Raw genomic sequence first — 13,447 nt, 5'->3', positions numbered from 1 at the left:
GACCGGCTCATCCGCCGGCTGACGTACGGCGTCGGCACCCGCCTCATCACCTCCCACGGCCACAGCGCCCTCGACGGCGTCTACAAGCTGGTGGCGGTGCGCAACCGCGCCGGCTGGGAGCCGGCCATCAAGATATCCGAGACCCCGGACAAAACGCTGAACCCCGGGGAGAAGCGCGTTTGGCGCATCTACGACCGCCGCGGCAAAGCCACCGCGGACCTCCTGTGCCTGGCCCACGAGGAGCCCCGCTCCGCCGCTCGCCTGCTCCTGCACCACCCGTCTGACCCGGAAAAGTGGCGCGTGCTGACACAGGATGAAATCTCCGGCATCGAGCCCCTGCTGGTGGACATCCTGGTGGACGGCAAGCTGGTCTACGAACTGCCGTCGTTGGAGGATATCCGCGCCCTGCGGCGCGCCGATGTGGAACGCCTCGACGCCGGCGTCAAACGCCTGGTCAACCCCCATATATACCACGTCTCGCTGTCCGAAGGGCTGTGGAACCTGAAGCAGGAGCTCATCCATGCCGCCCGCCAGAAGGCCCGCGCGGGGCAGAGGAGCTCGCCGGCCCTCTGACCCTATTCCCCCGGGAGTTCTTCGGGCGAGCCGGCCAGGCGCTCCAGCAGTTTGCGCTCGCTGGCATGGCTCGCCCAGCGCGGCGCCTCCTCCAGCGGGAACCAGCGCACCTCCTCGACCTCAGCGTCGTGCCGGCGCTCATCCCCGCCGACTGCCCGCATTAGGAAGAAATAGACCTTCTTGTGCACGCGCACACGCTGGTCGTCCTCCTCCCACCAGTACCAGTACTCGAGCGGCTCCAGCCGGCGGATGACCTCCACCTCCAGGCCGGTCTCCTCCCGCACCTCGCGGCAGGCGGCCTGTTCCAGCGGCTCCTTGCGCTCCACCAGCCCTTTCGGCAGTGCCCAGCGCTCCGAACCGTCAGGGAACCGCACCCGTATCAGCGCCACCTCCCAGCCGCCGGCCGGCCCCCTTCGCAGAACGACCCCGCCGGCGGAAAGCGCAAAACGTGCCGTCATCGCTTCCCCCTGGACTGTGCCCGCTTCTGCAGGGCATACAGCGTGTTCAGGGCTTCCAGCGGCGTCATGGTGTTGATGTCAAGCTGTAACAGCTCCTCCACGATGGGGTCCGTGAGGGTGAAGAGGGGAAGCTGGCTCGCCGGCGGCTCGCGCACGCCGGCCGCCGGCGCCCGTGTGCCGTTGCGCTCCAGCCGCTCCAGTATCTCCTGCGCCCGCTGTACCACGGCGCGCGGCAGGCCGGCCAACTGCGCCACGTGGATGCCGTAGGACTTATCCGCCCCACCCGGCACAATGCGGTGCTGGAACACAATCTGATCCCCCACCTCGGTGACCTGCACGTTGTAATTGCGCACGTGCGGAAGCCGCTCCGCCAGCTCCGTAAGCTCATGATAATGGGTGGCGAACAGGGTCTTGGCGCGCAGGTTGGGATGATGATGGAGGTACTCCACCACCGCCCAGGCGATGGAGATGCCGTCATACGTGCTCGTGCCGCGCCCGATCTCGTCGAGGATGACCAGACTGCGCGGCGTAGCGTGATGCAGGATGTTGGCCGTCTCGATCATCTCCACCATAAAGGTGGACTGGCCGGCGGCGATCTCATCCTGCGCACCGATGCGCGTGAAAATGCGGTCCACCAGGCCGATATGCGCGGCGTCCGCCGGCACAAATGATCCGATCTGCGCCATCAGCACAATCAGGGCCGTCATGCGCAGATACGTGGATTTACCACTCATGTTCGGCCCTGTCAGGATGATGATCTGCTGTTCCGGCGAGAGATACACGTCGTTGGGCACAAAGGGATGGTCGCGCAGGGTGACTTCCACTACGGGATGCCGGCCGGCGCGGATGTCAATCACATCATCCTCGGTGATCTCCGGCCGCACATAGCGGTGGGCGACCGCCACCTCCGCCAGCGACGCCAGGACATCCAACTGCGCCAGCCGGCGCGCCGTGTCGAGGACCCGACCGGCCTCCGCCGCCACCCGTTCGCAAACCTCCTTGAAGAGCAACGCCTCCAGCTCCAGGATGCGGTCCTCCGCGTGCAGGATCAGCGCCTCATACTCCTTAAGCTCAGGGGTGACGAAGCGCTCGGCGTTGGCCAGCGTCTGCTTGCGGATGTAGTCCGCCGGCACCAGGTGCAGGTTCGGCCGCGTCACCTCCACGTAATAGCCGAAGACCTTGTTATAGCCCACCTTCAGCGACTTGATGCCCGTGCGCTCCCGCTCCGTCTGCTCCAGCCGCGCTACCCAATCCTTGGCATCGCGCGAGCGGCGGCGCAGTTCGTCCAGCTCGGCATGAAACCCCTCACGGATGACGCCGCCCTGGGATAATAACGCCGGCGGGTCCTCGACCACCGCGCGCGCCAGCAGGTCCACCACCTCCCCACAGGCATCCAGGCCGGCCACCAGCTCCGCCAGCGCCGAGCCGGCCGGCATCTTCTCCGCCAGGCCGGCGATCTCCGGCACCACCTCCAGTCCCCGCCGCAGTCCCACCAAATCACGCGGCCGAGCGGTGCCCATCCGCACGCGATTGATGAGCCGCTCCAGGTCCCCGACTTTCTCCAGATGCTTGCGCAGGTTGGCGCGCAGGAGGCCATCCTCGACCAGGGCCTGGACGCAGTCCAGCCGGCGCTCCAGCCGGGTGCGATCCAACAGGGGTTGGTTCAGCCACTGCCGCAGTAACCGCGCCCCCATGGAAGTGCGCGTGTGGTCCAGCACCCCCAGCAGAGAACCCTCCGTAGAGTGGGTGCGGATGGTCTCCACCAGCTCCAGGTTGCGGCGGGTGGCCGGGTCGAGGGTCATGAAATCTTCGGTGGAATAGGTATGCAGGCCGGTCAGTTGGGAGAGCGCCCCTTTCTGTGTATGCTGAAGGTACTGCAGGAGCGCGCCGGCCGCCCGCACCGCCAGCGGCAGGCCGTCACAGCCATAGCCGGCCAGCGTAGAGACGCCGAAATGGTCCATCAGCGCCCGCCGGGCGGTCTCCTCATCGAAATGCCAGTCGTCATATTCGGTGCGGGCCGAGGGAAGCGTCTGGAATGCCGCCGGCCACGCGCTCCCCGCCGGCCACAGGAGCTCCGCCGGCTGAAGCCGCGCCAGCTCCTCCGTCAGGCGCTGGAGGATATCGCGGCTTTCCATCTGGGTGGTAGCGAATTCCCCGGTGGTGATATCGGCATAGGCCAGGCCGGCCCGTTCCCCCTCCAGGATCACCGCGGCGATGTAATTGTTGCGCCGCTCCGGCAGGAGGGCCGGCTCAATCACTGTGCCGGGCGTCACCACCCGCACCACCTCCCGCTCCACGAGGTCGCGCCCATTGGGATCGCTGACCTGCTCGCAGATGGCGACCTTATAGCCGGCGGCCAGCAGTTTGGCCAGGTAGCTCTCGAGGGCGTGATACGGGACGCCGGCCAGCGGGACCCGCTTATCGCCCCCCACCGGCCGCGAGGTGAGCACGATATCGCACACCTGCGAGACAATGCGGGCATCATCGTCGAAGGTCTCGTAAAAATCCCCCAGCCGGAAGAGCAGGATGGCGTCGGGATACTGGCGTTTGATATTCAGATACTGCCGGCGCATGGGCGTCACCGACATCGTACGTTCCTCACTCTCATCTCCCAGGATTGCCGGATGAATTGTAATCCACGCCGGCCATTTGGTCAACGCGCGCACGACGGACGCGATGAAACGGTATGAAAGGGGATGGAGCGTTTGGCGCCGGAGATGCCGACGGCATTTTCCCAGGCTTTCAATTTGACGACTGCTCGATCTAATGTATAATAGGTGAAAATGCCGTGAGGCCAGGCCATGTCCTGTACGCGCATGGGCTTGCGAAAAATACCAGCACACGTTCGATGGATAGCGACGACGCTCAAGGGATACTATTTCTCTTGAGCGTTTTTTTGCGCCCTGTGACAGGCCGGCCAATAAGGAGCAGAGCGGTAGCGTATGGGGACGATCATCTTGCCGGCGCTCGCCGACGTCCATGTCCACTTCCGGGATCCGGGAGGAACCCATAAAGAGGATTTTGCCACCGGCACCCGAGCGGCGCTGGCGGGGGGCATTGTGGTAGTGCTGGATATGCCCAATACCAGCCCCCCGACAGTGCATCAAGCGGCATTGCAGGAAAAAGCCCGAATCGCAGAACAGAAAGCACATTGCGATTTCGGGCTTTTCCTTGGCGCCGGCCCGGACAACGCCGGCGAGGTCTCTGCCCTGGGGCGCCGGGCGGCCGGCCTCAAAATGTACCTGGGCCATACCTACGGCCCCCTCCTGATGAGCGAACTGCCGGCCATGATCGCTCACTTCCAGACCTGGCGCGGCCCCGGCCCCATCGCCATCCACGCCGAAGGCCCCATGCTGGCGGCGGCCATCGCCCTGGCCCGCGCCTATGACCAGCCCACCCACCTCTGCCATGTCAGCCGCGCGGAGGAGATCGCGCTCATCCGCCGCAGTAAGGCCGCCGGCGCTCCCATTACCTGCGAGGTCACGCCGCACCACCTCTTCCTGACCGAGGCCGACGCCGGCCGGCTGGGCCCCTTCGGGTTTATGAAACCGACGCTGGGAAGCGAAAGGGACCGCGCCGCGCTGTGGGAAAACCTGGACGTCATCGACTGCTTCGCCACCGACCACGCCCCTCACACCCGCCAGGAGAAGCTGGGAGAAAACCCACCTCCCGGGGTGCCGGGCCTGGAGACCATGCTCCCGCTGTTGCTGACCGCCGTGAGCGAGGGACGCCTGAGCATGGAGGATGTGGTACAGCGCCTGCACTATGCGCCGGCGCGCATCTACCACCTCCCCATGCCGGCCGCCGAGGTGGAGTTTGACCCCGACGCAGTATGGGAGATCAGGAACGAAGGCCTGCAGACGCGCTGCGGCTGGAGCCCCTTCGCCGGCATGAAGGTGCGCGGCCGGGTGCGGCGCGTCCGTCTGCGCGGCACCCTGGCCTACGAGGACGGGAATGTGCTTGTCCCGGCCGGATTTGGCCGGAACCTCTTCGCCGGCTGAGCCGGCGCAAACATCAACCATATGACGATCCGCAAACAACACATAAAGGAGGTTGACTATGTTGTATCAGTCGTATGACATGAAGGACCCGCGCGAAGCCGCCGTGCCGGCGGATAACGTCAACAACGGCCTGTACGGACAGGACATCATCTCGGTGAAGCAGTTCAACCGCCAACTGCTGAGCTACATCATGGGCGTGGCCGACGAAATGCGCGCCCTGGTCAAACGGTTCGGCAAGGCCAACCTGCTGGACGGCAAAATCCTCGCCAACCTCTTCTATGAGCCGAGCACCCGCACCAGCGCATCGTTCCAGGCCGCCATGCTGCGCCTGGGCGGCCGCGTCATCGCCATCAACGAGGTGCGCTACTCCTCGGTGACCAAGGGCGAGTCCCTCCCCGACACGGTGCGCACGCTGGAGAGCTACTGCGATGTCATCGTCCTCCGTCATCCGGAGATTGGTTCGGCGGCCATCGCGGCCAAGGCGGCGCGCAAACCGGTCATCAACGCCGGCGACGGTCCCGGCGAGCACCCCACCCAGGCCCTGCTGGACCTGTACACCATCTCCGACGAGCTGAAGCGGCTGGATGGGCTGAAAGTCGCCATGCTCGGCGACCTGAAGTACGGCCGCACCGTGCATTCCCTCACCCGCCTGCTCAGCCTATATGACACCGAGTTCTACTTCGTCTCACCGGACATCCTGCGCATGCCCGAGGAAATCCTGCAGGAGCTCCGCCAGTCCGGCCATAAGTATCATGAGTTCGAGGACGTGAATGATGTCATCGGCGAGATAGATGTGCTCTATGTGACGCGCGTCCAGCGGGAGCGCTTCGACGATCCCGACGAGTACGAGCGGGTCAAGGATTACTACGTGATTGATCCGGATGTCATGTCCAGGGCCAAAAAGGACATGATCCTGATGCACCCCCTGCCGCGCGTGTACGAGATCGATATGCGCGTGGACGACGACCCGCGTGCGGCCTACTTCCGCCAGATGGAGAACGGCATGTACATCCGCATGGCCCTGCTGGCCGCCGTCCTGGGCAAGGCATAGCCCAACCAGAGGAGAAGGCCCATGGGGTTTTGCCAGCAGTTGGAAGAAACAGCCCTGCGCAATCAATCGCTGGTGTGTGTGGGGCTGGACCCGCAGATGGAGCATATTCCGGAGCGGTTTCGCGGCCGGCCCGATGCCCTCTTCGCCTTCAACCGCTACATCATTGACCAGACACGCGACCTGGTCTGCGCCTATAAGCCCAACTTCGCCTTCTACGAGGCGCTGGGGCTAGAAGGCCTCCAGGCCCTTCAGCGCACCATTGACTACATCGCCGGCGAGGTGCCGGTCATCCTGGATGTCAAGCGCGGCGACATCGGGAGCACCGCCGAAGCCTATGCCCGGGCGGCCTTCGAGGTGTGGGGCGCCGGCGCGGTCACCGTCAATCCCTACCTGGGAGCCGACAGCCTGGAGCCCTTCCTCCGCTACCGGGACAAAGGTGTGTTCGTGCTGTGCCACACCTCCAACCCCGGCGCGGAACAGCTCCAGATGCTCTCCTGTGAGGGGAAGCCCCTCTTCGAGCGGGTGGCAGAGATGGTCGCCGGCCTCTCCAGCGCCGGCAACGTCGGCGTCGTGGTCGGCGCCACCTACCCCGACCGCCTGCGGGCCGTGCGCCGGATACTGCCGCAGACGTGGGTCTTACTACCAGGCGTCGGAGCACAGGGCGGCGATCTGGAGGCCAGCCTGGACGCCGGCCTGCGGCCTGACGGCCTTGGCCTCATCATCAATTCCTCGCGCGGCATTATCGGCACCCCCGACCCGCGCCAGGCCGCCCTGGAACTGCGCGAGCGCATCAATGCGCGGCGCGGCTCCCTGCCGGCGGAGCACATCGCCCTGGGGCTGTTCGACGCCGGCTGTGTGCGCTTCGGGGAGTTCACCCTGAAGTCCGGCCTGGTCTCGCCAATATACATTGACCTGCGCCGGCTGGCCTCGCACCCGCGCCTGCTCGAGGAGGTCGCCGGCGCCTATGCGCGCCTGCTGGCAGGGCTGACGTTCGACCGCATCGCCGGCATCCCGTACGCCGCCCTGCCCATCGCCACGGCGGTGTCCCTGCGCACGGGCCGGCCCATGATCTACCCGCGCAAGGAGGTCAAGGAGTACGGCACCCGCCAGGCCATCGAGGGGGAATACCGCGCCGGCGAGCGGGTGGTGGTGCTGGACGACCTTATCACCACCGGCGCCAGCAAGTTCGAGGCCATCCAGCCCCTCACCGACGCCGGCCTGGTCGTGGAGGACGTCGTGGTGCTGATTGACCGACAGTCCGGCGGCCGCGAGGACCTGGCGGCGCGCGGCCTGCGCCTGCACGCGGTGCTCACCCTGACCCAGATGCTGGACATCCTCCTGCGGCACGGCCGGATTGATGCCGGCGAGCGCCAAAAGGTGCTGACATGGCTGAACAGCTCTCGCCCGACCTCCGCGTGAACCTGTGCGGCGTGCTCCTGCCCAACCCGCTGGTGCTGGCCTCGGGCATCCTGGGCACGACCGCCGAGCTGATGGAACGGGTGGCGAAGAACGGCGCCGGCGCCGTGACCTGCAAATCCTGCGGGCCGGAGCCGCGCGCCGGCCATCCCAATCCCACCGTGCTGGATTGGGGGCCGGGCTTGATCAACGCCGTCGGGCTGGCGAACCCGGGCATTGACGAGGCAGTCGAGATCCTCCGGGAAACGCGCCGGCGGCTTCAGCCCCTGGGCGTCCCGCTCATCGCCAGCGTCTTCGCCGACTCGGTGAAGGGGTTCGCCGAGGTGACCCGCAGGGTCTGCACGGTACCGCCTGACCTGGTAGAGCTGAATATCTCCTGCCCGAATGTGGAGGCGGAGTTCGGCCGGCCGTTCTCCCTCGACCCCGACGCCGCGGCGGAGGTCACCCGCGCCGCGCGCGCCGTCTGTGACCGCCCCCTGCTGGTCAAGCTCTCCCCCAACGTCACGGACGTGGTGGCCATCGGGAAGGCTGTGGTCGCCGCCGGCGCTGACGGTCTCACCGCCATCAACACCCTCGGCCCTGGCATGGTGATTGATATTGAAAGCGGCTGGCCCATCCTCGCCAATCGGGTCGGGGGCATCTCCGGGCCGGCCATCCGCCCTATCGCCGTGCGCATCGTATACGACCTGTGGGCGCACCTGCGCGTGCCCATCATCGGGACCGGCGGCGTGACCTGCGGGCGCGACGTGATTGAGATGATCATGGCCGGCGCCACGGCGGTGGGCATCGGCTCGGCAGTGATCCAGGATGGGCCGGCGGTCTTCTCCCGCATCGCCGCGGAAGTGCGGGACTACCTGGCCTCTCATGGATATGCATCCCTCAACGAAATTCGAGGACTGGCACATGCGCGACGGCACATGGAACCCTGAGCTTCCGCTCCCGATGACCATCCGCGAGGTGCGGCAGGAGACGCCGGCCGTCAAGCGCTTCGTGCTGGACGGCTCGCTGAACGCCGAGCCGGGCCAGTTCGTCATGGTCTGGCTGCCGGGCATTGATGAAAAGCCCTTCAGCCTGATGAACGCCCAGCCGGTCACGCTGGCTGTGGCGGAGGTCGGGCGTTTTACCCGGGCCATGCACCGGTTGGGCCAGGGGAACCGGCTGTGGCTGCGCGGGCCGTTCGGGCAGGGATTTACGCTGGAGGGCCGGCATCTCTTGCTGGCCGCCGGCGGCTATGGTGCGGCGCCGTTGGCTTTCCTGGCGCGGCGCGCGAGAGAGGAAGGCCGGCGCGTAGCGGTGCTGGTGGCGGCCCGTTCACGCCAGCATCTGCTCCTGGTAGACGAGTTTCGCACGCTTGGCTGTGAGGTCTACACCTGCACCGACGACGGTTCCGATGGCCAGCCGCCGCGGCTGGCACCGCAGGCCGTCGAGGAACTGCTGACAAGCCTCCGGCCGGACGCGTTATACGCCTGTGGGCCGGCCGGCATGCTCGACGCGCTGGAGGCGCTTGCCCGAGAATACCACCTGCCGGCACAGCTCAGCCGCGAGGCCTATATGCGCTGTGGCATCGGCGTATGCGGCTCCTGCACCTGCGGCGACCAGCTTGTCTGCCGGGATGGGCCGGTCTTCAGGATCCCCGGCTAGCGATTCGCCGGCACCAGCGGAAATCGCACCGCGCCGCGCCCGTGCCGATGGTCCCCTGCCTGGACCACCCAATCGGCGCCGGCACCAGCCCCGCCAGATAATCGTCCATCGTGCAGAACACCGCTGTCAGCTCCGGCGCTCCCAGTGCCGTGAGCGTCTCATGGTACCAACATCCCACCACATCGAACCCGTAACAGATGCCATCATCCACGGCCGGCACGGTGCGCCAGCCGGCCGGCGGGAAAATGGTGCGCATGGCCAGCCGCACCAACACGCGCCAGGCCGGGAATGGGTCGGGAACCACCTTGAGCCAACCGATGGCGCGCTGATACAGCGGCCCGATTTCCCGCCAGGCCAGGCGCTCGACCTCCTGAAGCGCCCGGGACTGCTCCACGCCGTGCCGGCGCAGCGCGGTGTACAGCGCCAGCGCCGGCAGAATCTGCCAGTGCAGATGATACGCCAGCACCGGATGGCGCGGACAGGCTTGGTGGCGGATCAACCGCCGGTACTCTTCGCCGGCGGACCCCACGATCGCGCCGGCCGCCGGCATGCCGAAAGACTCCGCCAGCGCGGACCGCCACAGCCGGCCGTAAGGAAGCTCGGCTTTTCGCCGCAAGCGCCTTCCCATGAGGAACACGCCGGCCAGTATGCCGGCCAGCAGGGCCAGCATGCGCCGGCGGGATAATCCCCTCGCACTCCGATCGGGACCTATCACCCTACCCCTCCACGAGGCTATAAGGCTTCTTAAGCTTAAAGACTAGACATAAGCATTGACGTCACTGCCCTGCCGCTCGTATAATGGAGGTGTGCGCGGCAGGCGAACCTTATCGCGCCGGCGGTAGCTTTCCAGCCCTGAGGGATTCCATGGTGGTCTGAATTGAACATGTGGCAAGGAGCAACCCAAGTGATCATCACGGAACGCGCCGCCATTCTTGTCACGCGTGAGCCGCTCGAGGAGGACCTGGCGGATTGGATGAAACGCATCGCCGGCGATGAAGCTCAGCCCCCCTTGACAGGCGTCCTCATCTGCCCCCGTGGGTGCGGTACCCGCATTTACTGGGCGCTGTCCGCAGAGCTGGCGGCCTATAAGGAAGACCTGCTGGTATTCCTCTACCAGCAGTTGTACTGGACCGAGTGCCCCGAACATCGGGAGATCCGACCGCAGGTGCGCTTCCGCAGTGGTTGCAATATCCAGGCGCCCCTGAAACCAGCCTCCGGTACAGCCCCATCCAGCCGCCGCACCTCGGAATATTACCACAATCGCTACGAATAAGGCTCTTGTCGTCAGGCACCCGTTACGGGTGCGCTTGCCGCCACGCTGTCGAATCAGGGAAGAAAATGGACTGGCCGTATATCTCTTGCCCGAAGGAAGCGATACGCTCCTGCGCCGGCAAAGACGTGATCCATTCGACAAATGCCTTCGCGCCGGCGTAGCATAGCTGGGGATAGCGCTGGGGATTGACAGCGATCACCGAATAGGGATTCAGGAGATTCTCATCCCCCTCGACCAGCATCTCCAGCGCCAGGCCCTTTGCCTTCATGGTGAGGAACGTGGCACGATCGGAAAGGGTATATGCTCCCATCTCGGCGGCAGTGGTCAGGGTTGGCCCCATGCCCTGACCGACGGAGCGGTACCACTCCCCCGCCGGCGTAATGTCGGCGGCCTGCCAGATCTCCTTCTCCTTGACATGTGTCCCGGACTCATCCCCGCGCGACACAAAGACTGCCTGCGCCTGGGCGATCCGCTGAAACGCCTCGACGGCGGTCCGCAGGCCGCGGATGCCGGCCGGGTCGCTCGCCGGCCCCACAATAACGAAATCGTTGTACATCACTGGCTGGCGGTCCACGCCGTAGCCGGCGGCCATGAAAGCTTCCTCCAACGCCGGCGCATGCACCAGCAGGACGTCTGCATTGCCATCCTCCCCCAGCCTCAGCGCCTGGCCGGTGCCCACCGCCACAACCTTGACCGATATGCCTGTCTGGCGTTGAAAGAAAGGCAGGAGATAGTCAAGCAGGCCGGAGTTCTCGGTGCTGGTGGTGGTCGCCAGGATAATGGAGGTGCAGGAGGCTCTGCCGGCCGGCGGAACGGACCGCGAGCCGCATCCCGTGAGTGTGATTGCCAGCAGGAGCAAGAAGACGGCAAAGGCATTTCGTCGGCGCATATTGTGCCCCAGCAATGTAAAGCTCACCAAACCAGCTCCCCATTGAGGAAGGCACGGGTGCGGGCATCCTGCGGCGCGGTGAAGAACTGCTCCGCCGGCGCGATCTCCACCACCTGCCCGTTCAGCAGGAACGCCACGCGATGGCCAAGCCGGCGCGCCTGAAAGACGTTGTGCGTGACCAGCACCATCGTCGTGCCTTGTTCGCGATTCAGGTCCCGGATCAGCCCTTCGATAAGGCTGACGTTGTAGGGGTCCAGATTGGCCGTGGGTTCGTCCAACAGGAGCACCGCCGGCTGGAACGCCAGCGCCCGTGCCAGGGCGACACGCTGTCGTTCACCACCCGAAAGGTTGGGGGCATGACTGCCGGCCAGCGAGGCCAGGCCGAGCCGCTCCAGCAAGCGCGTCATCGCGCCGTTCTGGGCCGGCATGCCCCGCACCTTCCGGCCGTAGGACACGTTGGCCAGGACGGAGCGGTTGAGCAGGGCTGGCTGTTGGAAGACCATGGTCACCTGCCGGCGCAGATGCAGGCCCACCGGCGCGCCGGGCAGGATGGAATGCCCCATGAACTCGATCTCGCCCGATGTGGCCGGCTCCAGAAAGTTCAGCAGGCGCAGTAACGTGCTCTTCCCGGAACCGTTGGGCCCCACGACCACCAGGATTTCGCCGCGGTATATCTCCAGATAGGAGATATCCAGCACGAGCCTCTGCTGGTATTCCTTTCGCAGATTGCGCAGTCGAAAGATGGCCTCGCTCATAATGGGCGGAAGAACCTTTCCTCAAGCTGGAGGATCACGAAGTTGATGACCAGCGCCATGGCCAGCAGGATCAACCCCAGGGCAATGGCCACATCAAAATTGCCCTTGCTGGTCTCCAGCACGATCGCGGTGGTGAGCACGCGGGTTTCGCCGGCGATGTTGCCGCCCACCATCATGACCGCGCCCACCTCTGCCAGCGCCCTGCCCAGGCCGGCCGCCACCGCCGCGGCGATGCCGGCGCGCGCCTCCACCAGAAGCGTCATGGTCGCCTGCCAGGGAGTGGCACCCAGGGAGAGGAGCTGTTGCCGGAGCAAGGGGTCTACCCCCAGCAGTGCCGCCATGGTAAAGCCGGTGACGATGGGGAAAATGATGAGCGTCTGGGCCACAATCATGGCCGCCGGCGTGAAAAGCCGCGGGATGAGGGCGGCATTGAGCGCGCCGAGGGGGCCACTGCGCGACAGGAGGATATAGACGAACAGGCCGACCACCACCGGCGGCAGTCCCATCCCTGTGTACAGCATCAGCCGTAGGAAGGACCATCCGGTGAAGCGCCGCAGTCCAAGGACCGCGCCCAATGGGACCCCCAATAGGACGCTGATGGCCAGCGCTGTGCCGGAGACGCGCAGGGAAAGGCCGGCAATTTCCAGGACTTCCGGGTCCAGGCTCAGGATAAGGTGAACGGCTTGACGCAGACCTTGCAGAAGCGTATCGATGGCGGCTTCCTCCTGTGCTGGCTGGCCGGCGGCGCTGTCGCCGGCAAAAAGAAACCGACGTCTTCGCAAAGGAGACGCCGGCTGGTATCAGCACACAAGGCGTTCTCCTTTCCAAATACGGGGGGCGAAGACGTTTCCATCTTCACCTTTGACCTCGCCGTTGAGGTACTGCGGTTGCAGTCCATAGCCCGCCGGCCGTAGGCCCTGCAACTCGGAGAACGTGCAGTTTCTCACTTTTGCACCCAATATATGGGAAAATCCTGATAATGTCAAGCGCTGGTCGCGCTGGCGCCGGCGCTGGCGGTGCACACATACGCCTGCGGTTCCAGCCCGGTGCGCCGGCGGTAACAGGCCATGACCTGTTCCACGAAATCGCCGGCCCCCGCCGCGGCCACCAGGGCGATGGCACAGCCGGCGAAGCCGGCGCCGGTCATGCGCGCGCCGAGACAGGCCGGATGTTCCCAGGCGCATTCCACCACGGCATCCAGCGCCGGCCCGGTGACCTCGAAATCATCCCGCAGGCTGATATGGCTGGCGTTCATCAGCCGGCCAAGCTCCGGCGCGTCCCCCCTGCGCATAGCCTCCGCCGCCTGCAGGGTGCGGGCATTTTCCCCCACCACATGCCGCGCCCGCCGATACACCGCGGGATCCAGCCGGCCGGCCCACCGTTCCAGCTC

General features: G+C 65.8%; 14 protein-coding genes and 1 riboswitch. Of the genes, 7 read left to right on the top strand and 7 right to left on the bottom strand.

Annotated elements, in window-relative coordinates; all coding sequences use genetic code 11:
- The coding region (locus H5T60_04580) for a nicotinate phosphoribosyltransferase (GenBank protein MBC7241701.1) at positions 1-573 on the top strand (573 nt) is incomplete at its 5' end.
- Between the two features lie 2 nt (positions 574-575).
- Here the strand turns inward: H5T60_04580 and H5T60_04575 are convergent.
- Entirely contained in the window at positions 576-1,031 is a 456-nt protein-coding gene (locus H5T60_04575; protein MBC7241700.1) for an NUDIX domain-containing protein, read from the bottom strand.
- A complete protein-coding gene (gene mutS / locus H5T60_04570) occupies positions 1,028-3,619 on the bottom strand; it encodes a DNA mismatch repair protein MutS (protein ID MBC7241699.1) in 2,592 nt (863 codons plus the stop codon). Before mutS ends, H5T60_04575 begins: the two co-directional genes overlap by 4 nt.
- Positions 3,620-3,973: 354 nt before the next feature.
- Here mutS and H5T60_04565 point away from each other — a divergent pair, with 354 nt between their 5' ends.
- The 5 genes from H5T60_04565 (at position 3,974) to H5T60_04545 (ending at position 9,140) form a co-directional block, all read left to right on the top strand.
- Entirely contained in the window at positions 3,974-5,032 is a 1,059-nt protein-coding gene (locus H5T60_04565) for an amidohydrolase family protein (GenBank protein ID MBC7241698.1), read from the top strand.
- Between the two features lie 79 nt (positions 5,033-5,111).
- Positions 5,112-6,083, top strand: coding sequence for an aspartate carbamoyltransferase (gene pyrB / locus H5T60_04560; GenBank protein MBC7241697.1), 972 nt, complete (start codon positions 5,112-5,114; stop codon positions 6,081-6,083).
- Positions 6,084-6,104: 21 nt separating this feature from the next.
- Positions 6,105-7,502, top strand: a complete 1,398-nt coding sequence (gene pyrF / locus H5T60_04555; GenBank protein MBC7241696.1) for an orotidine-5'-phosphate decarboxylase — start codon at positions 6,105-6,107, stop codon at positions 7,500-7,502.
- The gene (locus tag H5T60_04550) at positions 7,469-8,428 is read left to right on the top strand and encodes a dihydroorotate dehydrogenase (protein ID MBC7241695.1); all 960 of its coding nucleotides are present in this window, start codon (positions 7,469-7,471) and stop codon (positions 8,426-8,428) included. The genes pyrF and H5T60_04550 overlap by 34 nt, the downstream gene beginning before the upstream one ends.
- Positions 8,403-9,140: a dihydroorotate dehydrogenase electron transfer subunit gene (locus tag H5T60_04545; protein ID MBC7241694.1), complete on the top strand. Its 738-nt coding sequence runs from the start codon at positions 8,403-8,405 to the stop codon at positions 9,138-9,140. The genes H5T60_04550 and H5T60_04545 overlap by 26 nt, the downstream gene beginning before the upstream one ends.
- Here H5T60_04545 and H5T60_04540 read toward each other — a convergent pair.
- The gene (locus H5T60_04540) at positions 9,124-9,855 is read right to left on the bottom strand and encodes an L-2-amino-thiazoline-4-carboxylic acid hydrolase (protein MBC7241693.1); all 732 of its coding nucleotides are present in this window, start codon (positions 9,853-9,855) and stop codon (positions 9,124-9,126) included. The genes H5T60_04545 and H5T60_04540 overlap by 17 nt on opposite strands.
- Before the next feature lie 189 nt (positions 9,856-10,044).
- On the opposite strand from H5T60_04540, the gene H5T60_04535 reads away from it, so the two are divergent.
- A complete protein-coding gene (locus tag H5T60_04535; GenBank protein MBC7241692.1) occupies positions 10,045-10,413 on the top strand; it encodes a hypothetical protein in 369 nt (122 codons plus the stop codon).
- Positions 10,414-10,435: 22 nt separating this feature from the next.
- Here H5T60_04535 and H5T60_04530 read toward each other — a convergent pair whose 3' ends face one another.
- The 4 genes from H5T60_04530 to H5T60_04515 form a co-directional block, all read right to left on the bottom strand.
- The gene (locus H5T60_04530; protein ID MBC7241691.1) at positions 10,436-11,302 is read right to left on the bottom strand and encodes a substrate-binding domain-containing protein; all 867 of its coding nucleotides are present in this window, start codon (positions 11,300-11,302) and stop codon (positions 10,436-10,438) included.
- Positions 11,303-11,325: 23 nt separating this feature from the next.
- The gene (locus tag H5T60_04525; GenBank protein MBC7241690.1) at positions 11,326-12,057 is read right to left on the bottom strand and encodes an amino acid ABC transporter ATP-binding protein; all 732 of its coding nucleotides are present in this window, start codon (positions 12,055-12,057) and stop codon (positions 11,326-11,328) included.
- Entirely contained in the window at positions 12,054-12,770 is a 717-nt protein-coding gene (locus H5T60_04520; protein MBC7241689.1) for an ABC transporter permease, read from the bottom strand. Before H5T60_04520 ends, H5T60_04525 begins: the two co-directional genes overlap by 4 nt.
- 88 nt (positions 12,771-12,858) lie before the next feature.
- A riboswitch (molybdenum cofactor riboswitch) is annotated at positions 12,859-12,999 on the bottom strand.
- Between the two features lie 40 nt (positions 13,000-13,039).
- Positions 13,040-13,447: galactokinase (locus H5T60_04515; GenBank protein MBC7241688.1), on the bottom strand; the 408-nt coding region annotated here is incomplete at its 5' end.

This window comes from Anaerolineae bacterium (assembly GCA_014360855.1).
In the GTDB taxonomy this organism is placed as follows: Bacteria; Chloroflexota; Anaerolineae; order JACIWP01; family JACIWP01; genus JACIWP01.
The sequence above is the reverse complement of the archived record's forward strand: the minus strand, read 5'-3'. Positions and strand labels throughout refer to the sequence as shown.